This is a genomic window from Granulicatella sp. zg-ZJ (assembly GCF_010892355.1).
Lineage (GTDB): Bacteria > Bacillota > Bacilli > Lactobacillales > Aerococcaceae > WM01.
The window spans coordinates 44,176-65,479 of record NZ_WNJY01000008.1; the positions used below are offsets into that span (position 1 = coordinate 44,176).

General features: G+C 34.5%; 21 protein-coding genes and 1 other annotated feature. Of the genes, 16 read left to right on the forward strand and 5 right to left on the reverse strand.

Going from position 1 to position 21,304, the window contains the following annotated elements; all coding sequences use genetic code 11:
• The first annotated feature begins 4 nt into the window (after positions 1-4).
• From gltX to GMA11_RS03850, 12 genes are all read left to right on the forward strand, one after another.
• Positions 5-1,468, forward strand: a complete 1,464-nt coding sequence (gene gltX / locus GMA11_RS03795) for a glutamate--tRNA ligase (protein WP_163545889.1) — start codon at positions 5-7, stop codon at positions 1,466-1,468.
• Positions 1,469-1,524: 56 nt separating this feature from the next.
• Positions 1,525-3,237, forward strand: coding sequence for an ABC transporter ATP-binding protein (locus GMA11_RS03800; RefSeq protein WP_163545890.1), 1,713 nt, complete (start codon positions 1,525-1,527; stop codon positions 3,235-3,237).
• A gap of 58 nt (positions 3,238-3,295) precedes the next feature.
• Positions 3,296-4,021, forward strand: a complete 726-nt coding sequence (locus GMA11_RS03805; protein WP_163545891.1) for an acyl-[acyl-carrier-protein] thioesterase — start codon at positions 3,296-3,298, stop codon at positions 4,019-4,021.
• A gap of 269 nt (positions 4,022-4,290) precedes the next feature.
• Entirely contained in the window at positions 4,291-6,255 is a 1,965-nt protein-coding gene (locus GMA11_RS03810; RefSeq protein WP_163545892.1) for a bifunctional metallophosphatase/5'-nucleotidase, read from the forward strand.
• Positions 6,256-6,281: 26 nt separating this feature from the next.
• Positions 6,282-6,539, forward strand: a binding site (T-box leader).
• Between the two features lie 50 nt (positions 6,540-6,589).
• A complete protein-coding gene (locus GMA11_RS03815) occupies positions 6,590-7,642 on the forward strand; it encodes a methionine ABC transporter ATP-binding protein (protein WP_163545893.1) in 1,053 nt (350 codons plus the stop codon).
• Positions 7,642-8,319, forward strand: coding sequence for a methionine ABC transporter permease (locus tag GMA11_RS03820; RefSeq protein WP_163545894.1), 678 nt, complete (start codon positions 7,642-7,644; stop codon positions 8,317-8,319). The genes GMA11_RS03815 and GMA11_RS03820 overlap by 1 nt, the downstream gene beginning before the upstream one ends.
• A gap of 23 nt (positions 8,320-8,342) precedes the next feature.
• Positions 8,343-9,197, forward strand: coding sequence for a MetQ/NlpA family ABC transporter substrate-binding protein (locus tag GMA11_RS03825; RefSeq protein ID WP_163545895.1), 855 nt, complete (start codon positions 8,343-8,345; stop codon positions 9,195-9,197).
• 34 nt (positions 9,198-9,231) lie between these two features.
• On the forward strand, positions 9,232-10,080 hold the full coding sequence (locus GMA11_RS03830) for a MetQ/NlpA family ABC transporter substrate-binding protein (RefSeq protein WP_163545896.1): 849 nt from the start codon (positions 9,232-9,234) through the stop codon (positions 10,078-10,080).
• A gap of 62 nt (positions 10,081-10,142) precedes the next feature.
• Complete coding sequence (locus GMA11_RS03835) at positions 10,143-11,306, forward strand: M20 family metallopeptidase (protein ID WP_163545897.1); 1,164 nt, start codon at positions 10,143-10,145, stop codon at positions 11,304-11,306.
• 158 nt (positions 11,307-11,464) lie between these two features.
• Positions 11,465-11,878 (forward strand): Mini-ribonuclease 3, encoded by a 414-nt coding sequence (locus GMA11_RS03840; protein WP_163545898.1) that lies wholly within the window; start codon positions 11,465-11,467, stop codon positions 11,876-11,878.
• 67 nt (positions 11,879-11,945) lie between these two features.
• Entirely contained in the window at positions 11,946-12,689 is a 744-nt protein-coding gene (gene rlmB, locus GMA11_RS03845; protein WP_163545911.1) for a 23S rRNA (guanosine(2251)-2'-O)-methyltransferase RlmB, read from the forward strand.
• A 26-nt stretch (positions 12,690-12,715) separates the two neighbouring features.
• Complete coding sequence (locus GMA11_RS03850) at positions 12,716-13,270, forward strand: sigma factor (protein WP_163545899.1); 555 nt, start codon at positions 12,716-12,718, stop codon at positions 13,268-13,270.
• A 196-nt stretch (positions 13,271-13,466) separates the two neighbouring features.
• Here the strand turns inward: GMA11_RS03850 and GMA11_RS03855 are convergent, their stop codons facing one another.
• Together GMA11_RS03855 and GMA11_RS03860 are read right to left on the reverse strand one after the other, a co-directional pair.
• Positions 13,467-14,144: an A24 family peptidase gene (locus tag GMA11_RS03855; protein ID WP_163545900.1), complete on the reverse strand. Its 678-nt coding sequence runs from the start codon at positions 14,142-14,144 to the stop codon at positions 13,467-13,469.
• 41 nt (positions 14,145-14,185) lie between these two features.
• Positions 14,186-15,466: a hydroxymethylglutaryl-CoA reductase, degradative gene (locus tag GMA11_RS03860; protein WP_163545901.1), complete on the reverse strand. Its 1,281-nt coding sequence runs from the start codon at positions 15,464-15,466 to the stop codon at positions 14,186-14,188.
• A 107-nt stretch (positions 15,467-15,573) separates the two neighbouring features.
• On the opposite strand from GMA11_RS03860, the gene secG reads away from it, so the two are divergent.
• The gene (gene secG / locus GMA11_RS03865; RefSeq protein ID WP_163545902.1) at positions 15,574-15,813 is read left to right on the forward strand and encodes a preprotein translocase subunit SecG; all 240 of its coding nucleotides are present in this window, start codon (positions 15,574-15,576) and stop codon (positions 15,811-15,813) included.
• Between the two features lie 212 nt (positions 15,814-16,025).
• Positions 16,026-16,883: a class II fructose-1,6-bisphosphate aldolase gene (gene fba / locus GMA11_RS03870; protein WP_163545903.1), complete on the forward strand. Its 858-nt coding sequence runs from the start codon at positions 16,026-16,028 to the stop codon at positions 16,881-16,883.
• Positions 16,884-17,419: 536 nt separating this feature from the next.
• Here fba and GMA11_RS03875 read toward each other — a convergent pair.
• Together GMA11_RS03875 and GMA11_RS03880 are read right to left on the reverse strand one after the other, a co-directional pair.
• Positions 17,420-17,938, reverse strand: a complete 519-nt coding sequence (locus GMA11_RS03875) for a biotin transporter BioY (protein ID WP_163545904.1) — start codon at positions 17,936-17,938, stop codon at positions 17,420-17,422.
• 11 nt (positions 17,939-17,949) lie between these two features.
• Positions 17,950-18,897 carry a biotin--[acetyl-CoA-carboxylase] ligase gene (locus GMA11_RS03880; protein WP_163545905.1) on the reverse strand — a complete coding sequence of 316 codons (948 nt, stop codon included), beginning with the start codon at positions 18,895-18,897 and terminating at the stop codon, positions 17,950-17,952.
• 197 nt (positions 18,898-19,094) lie between these two features.
• Between GMA11_RS03880 and murA the strand changes: the two genes are divergently transcribed.
• A complete protein-coding gene (murA, locus tag GMA11_RS03885; protein ID WP_163545906.1) occupies positions 19,095-20,396 on the forward strand; it encodes a UDP-N-acetylglucosamine 1-carboxyvinyltransferase in 1,302 nt (433 codons plus the stop codon).
• Between the two features lie 13 nt (positions 20,397-20,409).
• Positions 20,410-20,637: a DNA-directed RNA polymerase subunit beta gene (locus GMA11_RS03890; protein WP_345940878.1), complete on the forward strand. Its 228-nt coding sequence runs from the start codon at positions 20,410-20,412 to the stop codon at positions 20,635-20,637.
• A gap of 91 nt (positions 20,638-20,728) precedes the next feature.
• Here GMA11_RS03890 and GMA11_RS03895 read toward each other — a convergent pair.
• On the reverse strand, positions 20,729-21,304 hold a 576-nt coding region (locus GMA11_RS03895; protein WP_205422884.1), incomplete at its 5' end, for a transposase.

Genomic DNA, 21,304 nt, shown 5'->3' on the forward strand with positions numbered 1-21,304 from the left:
ACACATGTCTAAAAAAATGAGATTACGCTATGCACCAAGTCCAACAGGAAATCTACATATTGGGAATGCTCGAACAGCATTATTCAATTATTTATTTGCTAGACATCATGGTGGTGAATTTATTATTCGTATTGAAGATACGGATAAAAAACGTAATATAGAGCACGGAGAAAAAAGTCAGTTAGAAAACTTAGATTGGTTAGGTATTACATGGGACGAAGGTCCGGATAAACCAAATGAAAAATATGCTCCATATCGTCAATCAGAAAGAGAGCATATTTACAACCCACTGATTGAACAATTATTAAAAGAAGATAAAGCTTACAAATGCTATTGTACAGAAGAAGAATTAGAGGCTGAAAGAGAAAGACAACAGGCACGTGGAGAAATGCCACATTATAATGGTGCCCATGCGCATTTAACAGAGGAAGAAAGACAAGCCTTTGAGGCAGAAGGACGTACACCTGTTATTCGTTTCCGTGTACCAGAAAATCAAGTATTTGCGTTTAATGATCTTGTAAAAGGTGATATTTCGTTTGAATCAAAAAGTATTGGTGGAGATTTCGTTATTTTAAAACGTGACGGTATGCCAACGTATAATTTTGCGGTAGTTGTGGACGATCATTTTATGGATATTACACATGTGTTGCGTGGAGATGAACATATTGCGAATACACCGAAGCAGTTGATGATTTATGATGCATTTGGTTGGGAAAGACCTCAATTTGGACATATGACATTGATTATGAATAGTCAAACGGGTAAAAAATTATCTAAACGTGATGAGTCAGTATTACAATTTATTGAACAATACAAAAACTTGGGGTATCTACCTGAAGCGATGTTTAACTTTATTGCATTATTAGGTTGGTCACCAGTGGGTGAAGAGGAAATCTTTGATCAAGAAGATATTATTAAATTATTTGATGAAAAACGTTTGAGTAAATCGCCAGCGGCATTTGATGCGAAAAAATTAGAGTGGGTCAACAATGTTTATATGAAAAAACAATCTTTACACCGTGTTGTTGAATTGGCAATGCCTCATTTAATTGAAGCAGGATATGTGAAAGAACCGGTGTCTGAATTAGAACTTGTTCATGTAGCAAAAATTGTAAAATTATTCCATGAGCAAATTAGTTATGGTGCGGAAATTGTTGATTTAGTGAAATTTTTCTTCGAAGATGAATTACATTTATCAGATGAAGCAAAAGAAGTGTTAGAAGCAGAAACAGCCAAAACAGTTATCGAAGCGTTCAAAGAACGATTGGAAGTATTGGTGCCATTCCATGAAGCAGAAATTTCTGCAGCAATTAAGAGTGTGCAAAAAGAAACAGGCATTAAAGGTAAAAACTTATTTATGCCAATTCGTGTGTCTGTCAGTGGACAAACACATGGTCCAGAGTTAGGAAAAGCTATTGAAGCATTAGGTAAAGAAAAATGTTTGGAGCATATCAATAGTATTTTATAGTATTTTATCGTGTTGGAATTTTTATTCCAACACGATTTATTCATAAGGAGAGGGAAATGTTAAGAAGATTTTACCGTTATTATAGACCTTATAAAAAATTATTTTTTTTAGATTTTGGGTGTGCTGTTTTGGCAGCTATTTTAGAATTGTTATTTCCTATTGTTGTGAAGTATGTTATTGATACGATTGTGCCTCAAAATCATTTTTCAACTGTTTTATTTGTATCAATCGGATTATTAGGTTTTTATTTGTTGAATACTTATTTAAAATATATTGTGGTTTATTTTGGTCATTTACTTGGTGTGTATATTGAAAACGATATGCGCTATGAATTATTTGAACATATTGAAAAACAATCTTTTCGTTATTTTGATGAAACGAAAACAGGTACATTGATGAGTCGATTGACAAGTGATTTATTTGAAATTAGTGAATTGGCACATCATGGTCCAGAAGATTTATTTGTGACGTGCATGACTTTTGTTGGTGGTTTTGTGTTGATGTATCAAATTCATCCGACTTTAGCGATTTTAACGAGTATTTTAGTGCCTTTAATGGCTGTTGCGGTAGCTATTTTTAGTCGTAAAATGAAAAAAATCAATACACGTATTTATGAAAATTTAGCAGAGTTTAATGTTGGGTTAGAAAATACAATTAGTGGTATTCGTGTTGTTAAGGCATTTTCAAATGAAGCGTATGAAAAAGAAAAATTTAAACGATTGATTATCATTTATAAAAAAGCAAAAAGACAGTTTTATAAAACAATGGGAAATGTGTCGTCGTTTAATTATTTGCTAATTCGTTTAGTGAATTTGTTTGCATTGCTTTTTGGGGCGTATTTTACAATTCATGATAACTTATCGCCGGGTGTTTTTACAGGTTTTATTTTATTGACAAATGTTTTTGTTAGGCCGATTGAGCTTATCAATATTATGATTGAAATGTATCCTAAGGGATTAGCAGGATTTCAACGATTTACCGAAGAACTTGCTAGAGAACCTGAAATTGTTGATAGTCCAAATGCGATTGATATTGAAACATTAAAAGGCGATATTGTCTATGATCATGTTTCTTTTCAATATAATGATGAGAATGTTGTGTTAAAGGACATTCATTTATCTATTCGTGAAGGAGAAAAAGTGGCTCTTGTTGGACCGAGTGGTGTAGGAAAATCAACGTTGTGTCATTTATTACCACGGTTTTATGAGGCAAGTAGTGGGGATATTCTTGTTAATGGAATCTCTATTAAGGATATGACACAACATTCGTTAAGAAAACGCATTGGTATTGTACAACAGGATATTTTTCTGTTTGGTGGCACGATTAAAGAAAATATTTTATATGGTAAATTAGATGCTACTGATGAAGAAGTGTGGGAGGCAGTGAAACGAGCACATTTATTAGATGTGATTGAAAAAATGCCAAATGGTATTGATACCGAAATTGGTGAAAGAGGCGTTCGCTTATCTGGTGGGCAGAAACAACGTTTATCTATTGCCCGTATTTTTTTAAAAAATCCAGATGTGCTTATTTTAGACGAGGCGACAAGTGCTTTGGATAGTCATACGGAAAAAGTTATTCAAGAATCTTTTGATGAATTAGCACAAGGAAGAACAACATTGATTATTGCGCATAGATTAGCAACGATTCAACATGCGGATAGAATTATCTTTATGACTGAAAATGGTATTCAAGAACAGGGTAGCCATGAGGAATTGATGCATCAAAAAGGGTTGTATTATCAGTTATATCAAACGCAGTTTAGATAGTTATCCACAGAAAATGTGGATAAAAATGTGAATATGTGGATAAGTTAGGTGGATAACTATGGGAAAAGTATACAGAGAATCTTTTGAAATAAAAAATTATGAAGTAGATAGATATGGAAAATTAAGTATTTCTATGCTTATTCGACTTCTTTTACATGTGTCGGGGAAACAAACAAATCTGTTATATGATAATCAAAATGTTTTAAAAGAAAAACATTTATCGTGGTTTATTTTACAACATGATTTATCTATTAAACGATTGCCCAACGCACACGATGTGATAGATATTGAAACGGAGCCAGTCGGATATAATCAATTTTTTACGTATAGAATGTTTAAAGTATACCATGAAGGTGAATTGATTATTCAGACGATGATACGTTTTGCCATGGTGGATTTGTTACAAAGAAAAATGGTGCGTATTGTTGAGGAGTTATTGGAACCTTATGGTTCGGAAAAAATAGAGAAAAATATTCAAATGACAAAATTAGCATTTAAATCACTTTCTGAGCCTTATACGGTAACGCCGTGTTTCCCACGGTATGTAGATATTGATGAAAATCAGCATATTAACAATGCTGTATATATGGATTTTGTGATGACATCTATTCAACCGGAGTTTTTAATGCATCATCAGCCAAAACAGATTAGTATTGTCTATGATAAAGAAATGACAGAAACAGATGTGCATGTATGTTACACACAAATAGACGGTGATGTGACACGTCATTGTATTGGTGATATTTGCCGTTTGCAAATGATGTGGGAGAAAATAGAATTATAATTTTTTTACAATGATATTGGTGGTGAATGGCGTTAGACATTCACCACCTTTTTAATATAGTGTTGTATTTTTATTTGTTTACATAAAAATAATTATTTATCAACCTTCAGATGTTTTATTTTAAATCCGGTTTTTTTATTTGGAGATATAAAAATTGTTTGTTTTTTAGTTGTAAATATTCTTGAAAATCATTTTTTAAATCAGTATAATATAAAATATCCGAACATTAAAAAATGATGTGTTAGGTAAAATATTATTGGAGGGGTATTATGAGTGTAAAAAAATGGATGAAAGGCTTATTTGTCTGTGGAATTGTTTGTGGTTTATCAACAACAGCGTATGCGGCAGAGGTGCCTATTCAATTATTAGGTGTCAATGATTTTCACGGAGCGTTAACATTGGGCGGTACAGCCTATATGCCTGAGGGGAAAATATCAAATACGGGTGGTGCAGCAAAATTAGCAACAGCATTGGATAATGCGAGAGATTCATTTTTAGCGAATGCACAAAATGGGCAAAGTATTCGTGTGCAAGCTGGTGATATGGTTGGTGCTAGTCCTGCTAATTCTGCTTTGTTACAAGATGAACCAACTGTTCGTATTTTTAATCGTATGAAATTTGAATTTGGAACACTTGGTAATCATGAGTTTGATGAAGGTTTAGAAGAGTTTAATCGCATTTTAACCGGTCAAGCACCTGAGCCAAATAAATTTTATTCGATTGTGGATAATTATCCGCATGAGGCATCTAATATGACATTAGTCATTGGGAATGTGGTTGATAAAAGTGGAGCTATTCCATTTAACTGGAAACCTTATGCGATTAAAGAAATAGAAGTTAACAATGAAAAAGTAAAAATTGGATTTATTGGTGTTGTCACAACAGAAATTCCAAATTTAGTTTTGAAAAAGAATTATGAAAATTATACGTATTTAGATGAAGCTGAAACGATTGTAAAATATGCAAGAGAGCTTCGTGAAAATGGTGTCAATGCGATTGTTGTATTAGCGCATGTCCCTTCTACAAGTAAAGATGATGTGGCTCAATTTTGGGCAGCAGATATGATTAAAAAAGTGAATGCACTAGATCCGGATAATAGTGTCGATGTTGTGTTTGCTGGACATAATCATGTGTATACAAGTGGTGTAGCTGAACATACACGTATTGTACAGGCTTTATCTCAAGGTAAAGCATACGCAGATGTTCAAGGTGTATATGACACAACAACAGGTGACTTTAAATCTGTTCCAACAGGAAAAGTGACGGCTGTAACGAGTGATTTACCAGAAAACAATGAAGTTAAAGCTCTTGTTGATGAAGCAACAGCATTAGCTAAGCAAGTAACAGATTCTAAAATTGGTACGGCAGAAACAAATCAGCCGATTACTAGAGAGTTATCATCTACAAAAGAATCAGCTGTGGGTAATCTTGTGACTGATGCACAAAGAGCGATTGCTAAATTATCTGGCTATGCTGTTGATTTTGCGATGACAAATAATGGTGGTATTCGTGCAGATTTGGCTGTACAAGAAGACGGTAGTATTACGTGGGGTGCTGCTCAAGCCGTACAACCATTTGGTAATATTTTGCAAGTGGTGTCTTTAACGGGTCAACAAATTGTTGATGCATTAAATCAACAATATGATGAAGAAGAACGCTATTTCTTACAAGTTTCTGGTTTGAGATATGAGTATACTGATGCGGATGATAATGCAGAGGGTATCAAGTATAAAGTACATAAAGTTTATACAGAAGATGGGCAACCATTAGATTTAACAAAAACATATAAAGTTGTCATAAATGACTTTTTATATGGTGGTGGAGATGGATTTAGTGTTTTCCCTAAAGCAACATTATTAGGTGCTATTGATCCAGATACAGAAGTTTTTGTTCAATATATTAAAAACTTAGAAGCTAAAGGTGAAAAAGTATCTTCATTCGCTGAAGGTAGAAAGGTTTACAAATCAAAAGAAGATATAGAAAAAGCACGTGTACATGAAACGGGAGCACCAGCTTTTGCCGAAGAAAAACCAATTTTCCGTTTTCCTTTTATAAGAGTACCGTCTACGACTACAACAGTAGCTGTTTCAGAAAAATCAGATGCTAAAACAAAAGAAGTATTATTACCAAAAACAGGTGAACATCAGTCGTTTGTTATTTTATTTGTTGGTACTATTTTTATGGGAGCAAGTTTAAGAATATTAAATAAAAATAAAAAAAGTGTTGACAGATGATTAAGTTTCTTGTATAGTCAACGTATCGAAACACAATGAAGTAGAAAGTAAATCAAAAAATTGTTTTAGAGAGCTTACGTGTGGTGAAAGTAAGTACAAGTATTTGTTTGAAAATGGCTACTGAGTGGGTTACCCGAATGATTAAGGTAACACGGATGCACCCGTTACAGTGACACAGTATAAATATACGTGTGTATATCGTACTGGGTGAGGCTTATATAGTGATATATAAGCGAATAAAGGTGGTAACACGAGATTATAATGATATAACGCTCGTCCTTTTACTAGCAAGACTAGTAAAAGGACGAGTTTTTTGTTTTGAAAGGAGATTGACATGATTGTTTTAAAGGATGTAGGGGTAACGTTTCATCAAGGAAGTAAAGAGATTGTTGCCGTGGATAATGTGAATTTAACGATTGAAGACGGTGATATTTACGGCATTATTGGATATAGTGGTGCTGGTAAGAGTACATTGGTTCGTACAATCAATTTGTTGCAAAAATTAACAACCGGAAAGGTAACGGTATCCGGTGTCGATTTAACGGAGCTAAGTCCTAGTGGATTGCGTGAGGCACGTAAAAAAATAGGAATGATTTTTCAACATTTTAATTTAATGAATAATCTTTCTGTATTTGATAATGTGGCATTTCCACTGAAAAAATCGAATTTATCCAAAACAGAAATTAAAGAAAAAGTAGATGGATTATTACAATTAGTTGGGCTTTTAGATAAGTCGGCATCTTATCCACGTCAGTTATCTGGTGGACAAAAGCAAAGGGTTGCCATTGCTAGAGCATTGGCGAATGATCCGGATGTGTTGTTGTGTGATGAGGCAACGAGTGCGCTAGACCCAAAAACGACGTATTCTATTTTGGAATTATTAAAAGAAGTGAATCAAAAATTGGGTATAACGATTGTGATTATCACACATGAGATGCAGGTGGTAAAAGAGATTTGTAATAAAGTTGCCATTATGGAAAATGGGCGTGTCATTGAAAAAGGAACGGTTTTAGATATTTTTACAAATCCGAAGAATGATTTGACGAAAGATTTTATTGATACGGCGACACATATCAATAAAGGTATTGAAACGGTACTAAGTCATCAACATTTATTAAATTTAAATAACGGAGATGTGTTAGTGAAGATTTCATTTGTTGGGACATCGACAGGAGAGCCTTTGATTACGAAGTTATCGACACATTATCAAGTTTCAGCGAATATTTTATTTGGGAATGTGGAAGTGGTTCAAGAAACAGCGGTTGGAACATTACTTGTTGCGCTGTCTGGGTTGCATGAAAATGTAACGAATGCAATAGAGTATATTCAAGAGAGTGGTGCAAAAGCTGATATTTTACAAGATTTAAGAAAAGGAGGGCAAGCATAATGGATTTAAGACCAGTATTTCCAAATATTGATGAGCGTGTGTTTCAGGAGATTATTAAAAGTACGAGTGAAACGATTTTAATGACGTTAATTTCAGGAGGTATTGCTTTTGTTTTAGGGATTGCGTTGGGTGTTTCTCTTGTTGTGACAAGACGTCAAGGTATTTTAGAAAATAAAACTTTGTATTATCTTTTGGATAAATTAGTCAATGTATTTCGTTCGATTCCGTTTTTAATTTTATCCATGTTAATTATTCCATTTACACGATTATTGGTTGGTACAAGTATCGGTATTGCGGGTGCGATTGTTCCATTAACAGTAGCAACCATTCCGTTTTTTGCACGACAAGTTGAGTTGGCTTTATTAGAAGTTGATTATGGTGTGATTGAGGCGTCTGTTGCCATGGGATGTACACCTGTTGATATTATTTTTAGAGTTTATTTAAAAGAAGGTCTACCTAGTTTAATTCGAGCTTCTTCATTAACGATTATTAGTTTAATCGGATTAACAACGATGGCAGGTGCTTTTGGAGCGGGTGGTTTAGGAAACCTAGCAATTTCAAGAGGATACAATCGTTTCCAAGGAGATGTGATGATTGTTGCCACACTCATTATTTTAATCATTGTATTTATTAGTCAAGCAATTGGATCGTTTTTAGAAAGACGAGCAACAAAATAAAAAATATAAGGGAGGATATGAATATGTCATTGAAAAAATTAGCGATTAGTACATTAGCTCTTTTTACATTAGGAGCTTGTGGTACGGGAACAAATAGTGTAACACAATCTTCAGAAAAATCCGAAGCAAATTCTCAACCAAAAGTGGTTAAAGTTGGGCTATACGGCGAAAAAAATGAAGATTGGGATTATTTGAAAAAAGAATTGAAAGAAAAAGAAAATATTGAGTTGGAATTGGTGAAATTTACAGATTATGTGACACCAAATACAGCTTTGGAAGAAGGTAGTGTTGATATCAACGCTTTCCAAACGGTTGGTTATTTAGAAACATTTAATAAAGAACATAAAACACATATTGTACCGATCGGTTGGACACTATTACAACCACTTGGTATTTATTCAAATAAAATCAAAAATGTATCTGAATTAAAAGAAAATGATACGGTAATTATTCCAGATGGGGCTTCAAATGGAGGACGTGCATTGCTTTTACTTCAAGAAGCAGGTTTAATTAAAGTTGACGCATCAAAAGGTGTATTGCCAGCTATTTCAGATATTACTGAAAATAAATTGAATTTAAATATTAAAGAGGTAACGGCAGCACAAACGATTCGTTCATTAGATGATGCAGCGGTAGCTATTGCTAATGGAGATGTAGCGATTGATGCAGGCAAATCACCAAAACAAGATGCTATTTTCTTGGAAAAAGTAACGGAGAAATCAAAACCGTATTATAATTTTATTGCGGCACATGAGAAAAATAAAGATGATGCTGTGTTAAAAACTATTGTGAAATATTATCAAACAGATGCGGTTGCAAAAGTTTTAGAAGAATCTACAAAGGGTGCAAGTATTCCTATTTGGAATGAAGCAAAATAATATATAAATAGATAAAGAAGAGGAGAATTTTATTATGAAATTAAAAAATATTTTTGTAGCAGGTTTAGCATTGATTACATTAGCAGCGTGTGGGGCAGCAACGACAACGAAAGAAGATTCAAAAACAGCAGAAGCGCCTAAAAAGGTTGTTGTTGGTGTAAATGGTACAAAGCATGAACAATGGGATTATTTACAAAAAGAATTAAAAGAGAAAGAAAATATTGAATTAGAAATTAAAGAGTTTGAAGACTATGTGACGCCAAATACAGCTGTTGAAGATGGTAGTGTAGATTTAAATGCTTTCCAAACGATTATTTATTTAGAAAAATTTAATAAAGAAAAAGGAACGCATGTGAAACCAATTGCGTACACAGTGATTGCACCAATGGGTGTATATTCTAAAAAATTATCTGCATTATCAGAATTAAAAGACGGAGATAAAGTCGCTATTCCAAATGATACATCAAATAATTCTCGTGCTTTACGTTTATTACACGCAGCTGGTGTAATTAAATTAGATGATGTGAAAAATACATTGGTGACAAAAGATAATATTGTTGAAAATCCTAAAAATATTGATATTATAGAATTACCAGCAGGTCAAACATATCGCGCTTTAGATGAAGTGGCAATTTCTGTTATCAATTCAGGCTATGCGGTTGAAGCAGGTTTAGATCCAAAAACAGAAGCAAAATTTTTAGAAGAAGTAACAGATTCTTCTCAACCATACTACAATGTTATTGCTGTTAAAGAAGGTCGTGAAAATGAGGAGATTTTCAAAACGATTATTAAATACTATCAAACAAAAGAAACAGCTAAAATCATTGAAGAATCTACAAAAGGTGCAAGTATTCCAGTTTGGGAAAAAGCAACATTAAAATAATGACAGACAAGGTAGCTGAGATGTCATCTCGGCTCTTTGTGTTTTAGAAAGAAGGCGTAAATATGACATTACAGCAACGTGTAGAGGCGTTAGAACCGTATTTAATTGAGTTAAGACGACATTTTCATCAGTACCCAGAACCAAGTTTGAAAGAATATGAAACGAGTAAATTTATTCAAGAGGTATTAGATAAGCATGATATTCCTTATGAAACAGTCGATGAAACAGGTGTTTTGGCGATTGTGAAAGGGGAAAAAGGAAATGGAAAAACGATTTTATTACGTGCAGATATTGATGCTTTAGAAATTGAAGAAAAAACGGGTGCGGTGTATGCTTCCAAGCGTGAGGGATTAAGCCATGCTTGTGGGCATGATGCGCATACGGCAATGGGACTAGGAACAGCCATTGTGTTGAATGAGTTAAAACAGACTTTTTCAGGAACTGTTAAAGTTGCCTTTCAACCTGCTGAAGAAATTGGAGCGGGTGCGAAACAATTTATCAAACATGGGAAAGTTGCTGATGTTGAGGAGGCCTTTGCAATCCATGTCAACTCTGGATTACCTGTGGGACAATTAAATGTTCGAGGCGGTGCTGTTAATGCTTCGTGTGATATTTTTAAAATTCGTATTACGGGGCGTAGTTCACATGTTGGGTTACCACAGCTAGGCCGAGATGCTCTTGTAACAGGAAGTGAAGTGGTTGTGGCATTACAAACAATTGTGGCACGTGAGGTAGCTCCAACAGATAATGCTGTTGTTGGTATTGGTAAATTCCATTCAGGTTCAAGATATAATATTGTTGCAAATGAGGCAATATTAGAGGGGACTATTCGTGCTTTTAGTCATGAAACAAGAGCTTACTTACAAGAAGCGGTGACACGTATTGTTAAAGGGATTGCAACAACACATCGTTGTGATGTGGAAATTGATTGGTATGATGCGGCAGCACCTGTTATTAATGATGAGAAAATGGCGCAATGTGCAGCAGAAGTTGGTCAACGTGTTGAGGGTATCGAACGTGTAGTAGTTGATTATGGAAAAAGTATGGGTGCCGATGATTTTGCGGACTATTTGGTACATGTACCGGGAGTATATGCGTTACTAGGTTCTCAAAGTGATGAACGTACGGCATACGGACATCATCATGAAAAATTTGATATTGATGAGCGTGTGTTACGTTTAGGCGTGTTGTATGAAGTTTCGTATTTATTAGATAGATTATCATAGTTGTATAGACTTTAATGGATATAGCTAAATGAAGTGGTGAATGGGTAGCTTAAAAGCTCTGTTCACCCTCTTTTTTATTGCGAATATATTCATTTTCATAAAGTTTTAGGATGTGTGGTATACTATCAATGAATATATTCGTCATAAAAGGAGAATCAATGGAAAATTTTGAACATTTGAATGGGCTGACGTTGGCATATATAGGAGATGCTGTCTATGAAGTATTTATTAGAGATTATTTATTAACTACAGGATTAACAAAGCCAAATCATTTACATAGAGCTGCAACGCGATATGTATCAGCTAAGGCACAAGCGTTTTTGATGATGCGCATGTTATCAATAGAGGCATTTTTAACAGAAAAAGAAATAGATATTTATAAGCGAGGACGAAATACGAAAAGTCATACGAGTGCTAAAAATACGGATATTATGACGTATCGTATTGCTACGGGTTTTGAGGCGGTCATGGGTTATTTACATATTTGTAAAGAAGAAGAGCGTTTAAATACCCTTTTAAATTGGTGTGTAAGAACAATAGGAGAAGAAGATGAAAAAGCAACCGTTAAATAGACGAAAAGAGCGTTATAATGACAAAAAACACGTTCAAACAATAAAAAAACCGAATGAACAGCATGTGATGCCGGATTTAGACGATTTTGTTATGGGTCGCATACCAATTATTGAGTTGTTAAAAGGAAATCGTGATGTGAATCGTTTGTTTATTCAAGAAACATTGTCTGGTGATAAAATTTCTGACATAATATCTTTAGCAAAACAAAAAGGGATACAGATACAAACGGTGCCTAAAACGAAATTAGATACTATATCTCAAGGTGGTGTGCATCAAGGCGTTATCGCAGCCGTTGCAGCGTATGATTATGCCACATTAGAGGATTTGTTTAAGAAAGCAGAAGACAAACAAGAAGATCCTTTTTTTCTTATTTTAGATGGCATAGAAGATCCGCATAATTTAGGGTCGATTATGAGAACAGCAGATGCGGTAGGTGTTCATGGCATTATTATTCCAAAACGTCGAGCAGTCGGTTTAACATCTACAGTGGCGAAAACATCTACGGGTGCTATTGAGCATGTACCAGTTGTGCGTGTAACGAATTTACATCAAACGATTGAACATCTGAAACAACGTGGGGTTTGGATTTTTGCAACAGATATGAGCGGCCAGTCTTATACGTCGTGGCAAGTAAAAGGTGCGTTAGCGTTGGTTATTGGAAATGAGGGAAAAGGTGTGTCACGCTTAGTGAAAGAAAGTGCAGATGCATTATTAACCATTCCAATGGTAGGGCATGTTCAAAGTTTAAATGCGAGTGTGGCTACGGGTATTTTATTGTATGAAGTATTTAGAGGTAGACGTTTATCATAATTCCTTGATAGGAAGGGGTATGTTTATTGGATAGTCATGAGTTAATCGACGATACAGTATTTATTCATCGGTTTTTATTGGGTGAAGAACAATCTTTTAATGTGTTGGTAAAAAAATATAAGCCGCTGATGAACAAAATGGCGAATAAATATTATTTACCGAATATGGAAAAAGAAGATTTTATACAAGAATGTTGTGTTGTAATGTATGATGCAATTCTGAAGTATGATTTACAAAAAAATGTTAAGTTTAGTACATTTTACCGTTTTTTATTAAATAATCATTTTAAGCAGTTATTAAGATACCATTATGCATCAAAGAGATTGGGAGATTTTTTAATGGTGAATCAAGATGATGCCTTTTATGAGAATTATACGGGCATTCGGTATAATCAAGCACTTAATCCGATTGATGTACTAGTTGTTCGAGAAACTTTTGACGAAGCGTATGAAACATTATCCAATCAAGAAAAGAAAGTTTTTTATTATAGTCAAAAATATCCATATAAATGTGAAAAAAAGTGGATGAACAGTTTATATCGCTCTAAATATAAGATAAGGCGATATATCAAATCAAAATAATAATATTTAGTGTGAGCAATAAATGCTCCCGTAGGTGAAAATCGTGTTGGTCAATAAAAATACTGGCACGATTATTCATTTATTCACGTATGATAAAGAAAAATGTGGACAATTTTGTTAATTTGTGGAAAACAAACTTGTGAAACATAGTCAAAAAGTGTGTTTTTATCTTGTGGAACAAAGTTATCCACAAAAATCAGTGGATAAGTGGATATAAATTGTGGATAAATAAAAGATAACTGTGTAAACATGCACCTAAACATAAAAAGGGAACAAAAGCGATAGATTGTTTGAAACGATGTTTAATACACATATACAAAAGTGCGAAAATACTGGCGTATAATAGGATGTACATGGTTGAGAGCATGCCGATGTTTAAATATGTTATGAGCAATAGTTTGACATCTGCACCACCTATTTTATTTGGGAGATGTTTATCAATGATGACATATAAAAAGAGCATCAATATACTGATATAAAAGCGATGATGTGGAATGGCACAATATAATAGAGTTACAATAAAATAGAGGCCTTGCCATATGTTTGGTACGATTTGATATTCTAAATCAATTTGTGCAAAAATAAAAAAGGCGATAAGAATGAGTGTGTAAGATGTGTTACAATGTGGTAAAAAGAGCGCCAGTAATCCGCCTAAACATTCCATACATGGATAGTAGAATGGAATACGTTTTTTGCAAAAGGTACATTTTCCAGTTGTGAGGATGTACGATAAAATGGGGATAAGGTGATACCAATAAAGTTGTTGATGACAATGGTGACACATAGATCGGTGAGATGTTTGTGTTTGTTGAGCATAGCGATAAGCGATGGCTTGTGTAAAAGATGCAAAAATAGTACCAATAATAAATAACATAATGCCTCCAAAATGATTTATGTATTGATACTATATGCAAATTATTTTAATGTTTGTAAAAGTTTTTTAGCGATTTCTTGATTGACGACTTTTTCTTGTTTTAGTTTTTCAACTAAAAGAGGGATTTCGTCTTGTGTCGCCCCGACGGATAAGGCTAGCGATTTTAGTTGTAATGCCATGTGTCCGTGCTGAATACCTTCACTAACGAGAGCACGTAAAGCGGCTAAGTTTTGTGCTAAACCGATGCTTGCGATTAAAGTTGCTAATTCTTTTGCGTTTGTGGTTTGAGAAATATGTTGAGATAGCACAGCGCTCGGATGAATGTTAATCGAGCCACCAACATATCCGACTGGTAAAGGAATGGTAATCGTTCCTTTTAAGTCACCATTATCTGCTTTTTCCCAAACGGTTAAAGGCTGATAAGTTCCGGTATGTGTTGCAAAAGCGTGTGCGCCTGCTTCAATGGCACGTGTATCGTTTCCCGTTGCTAACACAACCGCAGAAATGCCATTCATAATGCCTTTGTTATGCGTCGTTGCACGATAAATATCTGCTGTTGCTAACTGATAGGCTTGAATGATTTTATCACGAACTTGTTCACCTGTTAGATTTGTGTTTAAAGTAGTTAAAAGAGATACGGGTATTTGGCAAGAGATACTCGTTAAAGAATGGTTGGCATAATTTGATAAAATAGACATAATTGCAGATTGGTTCGCCAGTGTTTCAATGGTTGGCTTTATCGCTTCTAGCATTGTGTTTAATATGTTCGCTCCCATCGCTTCTTTGGTATCGACCATTAAGTAAATGATTAAAAAAGTATGCGTCTTGTCTTGGCTTGTTTTGATATCTATAAAGAGATTTTTTGCACCACCGCCTCGTTTAACAATGGATGGATACGATTGATTGGCTAGTGACAAAAGTGTGTCTTTTTGTGCTTCAATATTCATTTTAGCGTGCTCTATATCATCGAGTTGACAAAGGGCAATTTCGCCAATCATATAGCGGTCATTTTTTAGAATGTGAAACCCACCAGCTTTTTTGATGATTTGTGCACCAAAACTAGCCGCAGCAATGACGGAGGGTTCTTCTGTTGCCATAGGCGCTAAATATGTTTTTCCGTCAATGACTATATCGGGGGCTACACCTAGAGGAATGGCGTAAAGACCAATATTATTTTCTGTAATGGTATTTGCTATATCACTGGATAAACTGTTGCTTTGAAATAAAAGTTGTTTATCTTGTTCGGTTAGCGTGGGTAAAGAAGCAAGGATTTCTTGTCTTTGCCGCTGTGTTTTTTTATAAAATTGTTTAAATTGGGTCATATTTAACCTCGTAAAATGATATTTTATAGTTAGTTTATCATAAATATCTAGTAATTCGTAGTGTTATATGCTAGAATGGGTTTGATTGAAATGTGTAGGAGGAAATTATGTATAGTCTTTTATCAGTATTGTTAATTATTTTATCTATTATCATTATTATTGCCGTTGTGATGCAACCAACGAAAACGAATGCAGCAAATTCGTTATCAGGGGGAGCAGAGGAATTGTTCGTTCGTCGTAAAGCACGTGGTTTTGAAGCGTTTATGCAACGTGCAACATTTGTATTATTATCTGTATTCTTTATCATTACATTCATTATGATGTATTTAACATCAAAAGGTTTATAATCATACAGTTTAAACCCGACAAAGACACGTGTCTTTGTCGGGTTTTTTGAGTATATGTAAATAATATGTAAGGGATTAACATTACATTTATATTAAATTTAAAATGATAGCGTATGTAAAAATACAATTATATAGAAAAAAAAGATGAAATTTGCTAGAATGTAAATGTAAAAAATAAGTGATGTGTATTCACACAATAGGAGGAACATGACATGAGTCGTTTAGTAAGTATGACAGAAATGTTAAACAAAGCTAAAGAAGGAAAATATGCTGTTGGTCAATTCAATATCAATAACTTAGAATGGACACAAGCAGTATTAACAGCAGCACAAGAAGCAAATTCACCAATTATTTTAGGTGTGTCTGAAGGTGCTGGTAAATATATGGGTGGTGCTAAAGTTGTATCAGCTATGGTAAATGCTTTGTTAGAAACAATGAATATTACAGTTCCAGTAGCATTACACTTAGATCATGGATCAAGTGTTGACGTATGTAAACAATATATTGATGCAGGTTTCAGCTCAGTAATGTTTGACCATTCTCATTTCCCAATTGATGAAAATATTGAATTAACAAAAGAAGTTGTTGCATACGCACATCCTAGAGGTGCGTCTGTTGAAGCAGAAGTGGGTACTGTTGGTGGTACTGAAGACGGCGTAACAGGCGGTGTTAAATATGCTGATTTAGAAGAATGCAAACGTATGGTATCTGAAGCAAATATTGATGCTTTAGCAGCAGCTTTAGGTTCTGTGCATGGTACGTATGCTGGTGAACCAGTTTTAGGTTTTGATGAAATGGAAGCAATCTCTAATGCAACTGGTGCTCCATTAGTATTACATGGTGGTTCAGGTATTCCAGAATATCAAATCAAAAAAGCGATTGAACGTGGGCATGCTAAAATCAATGTTAACACAGAATTACAACAACAATGGACAGCAGCTGTTCGTGCAAAATTAGATGCAGATAAAGATGTATACGATCCACGTAAAGTTATCAAACCAGGTTTTGATGCTATCGTGAAAGTAACAAAAGAAACAATGGATATCTTTGGTTCAACAAACAAAGCATAATCAGTATTGATAGACAAAGAGGTAGAAAATGGCTCGTCCATTTTCTACCTCTTTTCATATGTTATTCTAATATTATGTCACCATTTTTAATACTTGCTTTTATTTGTGATTGAATGGAGATGTCTTTGTTGATTGGCAGTGTAAAGGATTGAGTTGCGTTAACCAATACATAGTGTTCTTCATCAGATGTTGCTAAAAAGAATGAATATGGGGATATGGTTACATCGGAGGATGTAATCGTGATAGGCCATATTTTTTGTAAGGTGTTTCTTGTGTTGTTTTTGTTTTACTATCAAAAATATGAAAAACGCCATTTTGTTTTATCCATAAATAAGGTGTTTTCGTTGGTTCAAACGATTCGATATAGTCGATAATTGTGTTTTTATTTTCATCTTTTTATCTTTTTTATTAGTATAGCATAAATTATGTTGGTAGAGGGTAGCTGTAGTAGTAAAAAAATAGTACTCTAACATCTAACATGGTTAGAGCACTACTTATTTTATGTTGATAAAATGTTTATATAAAAGGCTTTTATTTTATTGTTTTTTTGAGTTAGCCTCTTTGACAAGAGGTCTTAATGTTTTGGCAACAATAATGGCCATTATTGCTTTGATTGTGTCACCTATAATAAAAGGTGTTAATGTAACACTTAGTGCGGTTATAAAGGTGTATTTTCCATGTGTGGTTGCTACAAAATATGGGATACCGACTAAATAGATACAAATAGATGCAATCATTGTTGCGACAACTATTAGAAGCATGTTTTTCTTACGGTATGTCAGAAGTGACAAAATGGTTGCACTGACAACAAAACCTAATAGAAAACCAAAGGTGGGTGAAGCAAACGCCGATTTGAACACGCACATGAGCATGATGTTGATGATTTGTGTTAAACATGCTGAGAACGGTTTTAATAGGAGTCCTGTGACGATAATGAAAAAGGTTTGTGTTGTAACTGGAACAGGTCCAATGGGTAGTATAAAATAACTGCTGACGAATGTTAAGACAGCAAATAGGCTGATGAGTGTGATGTCTTTTGGTTTCATAGTGTTCATAGTGTTCTCCTTTAAAAGCGAATAGAGATTTCGCCGAATTGTAATGTGTGAAGTTGTGTGTCGTCTGTTTGGATAATGAGTTGGCCGTTGTCGTCAATGTCAATGGCTTTTGCAGTATAGTGTGTTTGTTGTGTAGGATATACGGTGATGTTTTTTCCTAGAATAAAACAATGCTTTTTATAGTCTTCCAAAAAGGATGTATTTGGGAGTTGTGCCAATAAGGTAAGTATATTGTCTATAATGGCAATGACTAACGCATTGACGTTAATGGGTGTGTCGCTAATGTATCCAAAAATATGTTTTAATTCGTTGGGTAAATCGGTAGGTTTATATAGATTGATGCCAATTCCAATAATGATATGTTCAACTTGTCCTGTTTCAATATTTGTTATGGCTTCTGTGAGGATACCCGTTATTTTTTTTTGGTGGTAAAATAAATCGTTCACCCATTTAATAGAGGGAGTGATGCCGGTAACAGTTTTAATTGCTTTTAAAACAGCAATGGCTGTTAAGGGTGTGACTAAATGTAAATATGTTTGAATATCTTTTGATGGGTAGAGTAAACTCATATATAGTCCAGATTGTTTAGGAGAGTAAAAAGGTCTACCAAATCGGCCTTTTCCCATTGTTTGTTCGTTTGCGATAAATACAGCAAAATCTTTTTTTAGTGTATCGGCATATTGCTTTGCTTGAGAATTGGTTGATGTAATGCTGTCGTAAGTGAACATATCACCTTGTGGGAATGCTGCTTGTATTAAAGTCTGGTTTAATTGTGTTGGTGTGACAGTCAGTTTATAACCTTTGGCATTTGTGTCAATGATATATCCTTCTTGTTTTAATGCTTGAATGGCTTTCCAAATGGTATTACGTGTTACATCGAGTTGATGTGATAATGTCGTCCCAGAAATATAGTCTGTCTGGCACTGTAATATGGATAATACAGAACTTTTTGTACTCAATATTAGCCCTCCTTTTTGGATAGAGTAGCGTATTTATCTTTTTTTGTCAACCTTTATTTAAAAAGGGTGACAGGTAAGAAAGACTACCTTTTTAAGTAAAGTATGCTATAATGATTGTGCGAGTTTACTTGAACTTGTTACATGTTATTTTAACGGGATATTTGATAAGAGATAAATAAAAATTTGGAGTTGTTACTATGGAGAGAATTATTGTTCGAGGTGGTAAATCGTTATCCGGAACAGTAAAAGTAGAGGGTGCTAAAAATGCGGTATTGCCTATTTTAGCCTCTAGTTTATTAGCAGAAACAGGAAAGACAAATTTGGCGAATGTTCCTGTATTATCTGATGTCTATTTAATGAATGATGTTTTAAAAGCGTTAAATGTATCGCTTGTGTTTGATGAAAAAACAAATACGATGGAGATTGATGCAACGGGGGACTTGTTAACGACAGCACCATTTGAATATGTGAGTAAAATGCGTGCTTCGATTGTTGTCATGGGGCCGTTATTGGCACGTAAAGGCTATGCGAAAGTATCCTTACCGGGAGGTTGTGCAATTGGTACACGTCCGATTGATTTGCATTTAAAGGGCTTTGAGGCTTTGGGTGCCACAATCAATGTAGATGCCGGTTTTATTGAAGCAAGCGCTGAAACTTTAAAAGGTGCGCATATTTATTTAGATTTCCCAAGTGTTGGTGCAACGCAAAATATTATGATGGCAGCAACTTTAGCAGATGGGACGACTGTAATTGAAAATGTTGCTAGAGAACCAGAAATTGTTGATTTAGCGAATATTTTAAATAAAATGGGTGCAAAAGTATATGGTGCAGGTACAGATACCATTCGTATTGTTGGGGTGGAACGATTAAAAGGTGCTTCACATTATGTGATTCCAGATAGGATTGAAACAGGTACCTTTATGATGGCGGCAGCCATTACAAAAGGAGATATTTTTATTGAAGATGCCATTGCCGATCATAACAAACCATTGATGTCTAAGTTAACAGAAATGGGTGTTGTTTTTAAAGAGCAAGATAATGGTATTCGTGTCATTGGACCAGACGTATTAAAAGGAACCGATGTAAAAACAATGCCTCATCCGGGCTTTCCAACAGATATGCAAGCTCAAATGACGATTGCGCAGTTATTGTCTAATAAAGGGACAAGCATGACCGAAACCGTTTTTGAAAATCGTTTTATGCACTTTGAAGAATTGCGTCGTATGAATGCCGACTTTAGAATCGAAGGACAAACCGTTTTTATGAATCCGTCACATGACTTGCAAGGAGCAGAAGTAGCAGCATCTGATTTGCGTGCAGCAGCAGCGTTAGTGTTAGCGGGTTTGCGTGCAGAAGGCTTTACACAAGTTGTGGAGTTGGTTTATTTAGATAGAGGTTATTATAAATTCCATGAGAAGTTAAAAGCATTAGGTGCCGATATTGTACGAGTACCAAATGTATTGAGCATGGACGAGATACATCAATTATTTATATCATAAGGAGTGAATCATAGTGAGCAAAGACAATAAAAAATCGTTAAAAACAGTATCTGCAACACAATTAGTATTTTTAGAAAACGATATGTTGCGTATTTTATTTTATTGTATTTTTATGCTTGTCTTAGTAGGCGTGTTTCTTGTGATAGGGTTGATGATTGGCTATTCTATTTTAGGCGATGGCAATGCCTTTGATGTCTTTAATTGGCATACATGGCAACATATATTAGACTTTTTAAAATAATATCGTTATGACAATATATGACAATGAGTGTTGGTGGCTTCCCAAAGGGAGCCACCAACACCAAATAAGCCGACATGTTGATGTCGGCTTATCAGACTGTTGACAATAGCGATAAAAAATCCAACATATTTTTTAAAAATTGAAAAATATGTTGGATTTTGCATTTAAAAATGATAAATAAAGAACTATATTGTAAAAAATGGCTATCTCTCGTGAGTAGGATTGCCATTTTTTTCATGTTTTGGGCAGCACAAGATAACCAAGTGTACTGCTGCATCTTGGCTACTCCTCTATATTGTGCAAACCGATACCCATGATTTTGTTTAGAGTCTGCAAAGCTACGCTCAATCGTTTCTTTCCGTCGTTTATATAGTGCTTTCCCAAACGTAGATAATCGACGTTCACGACATCTATCGTATACATCAGCATCTATCGCTCGACGTAGTATCCGTTTATTACTGTTATCGCTTATACGATACTGCTTATATCCTTGTCTATCAATGTTTCTGTAGGTGTAAATTTCTCCCGTACGTGTATCCGTAAAACAATCTCTAGATGAATCATAGCGAAAAAACTTATGGTCAGGATTGCGATGAAAACGTCTATACCCAATCACAGAAAATATCTTTTTCTCTTCTAAAAATTTTAAAATGTCTTTTTTATAATA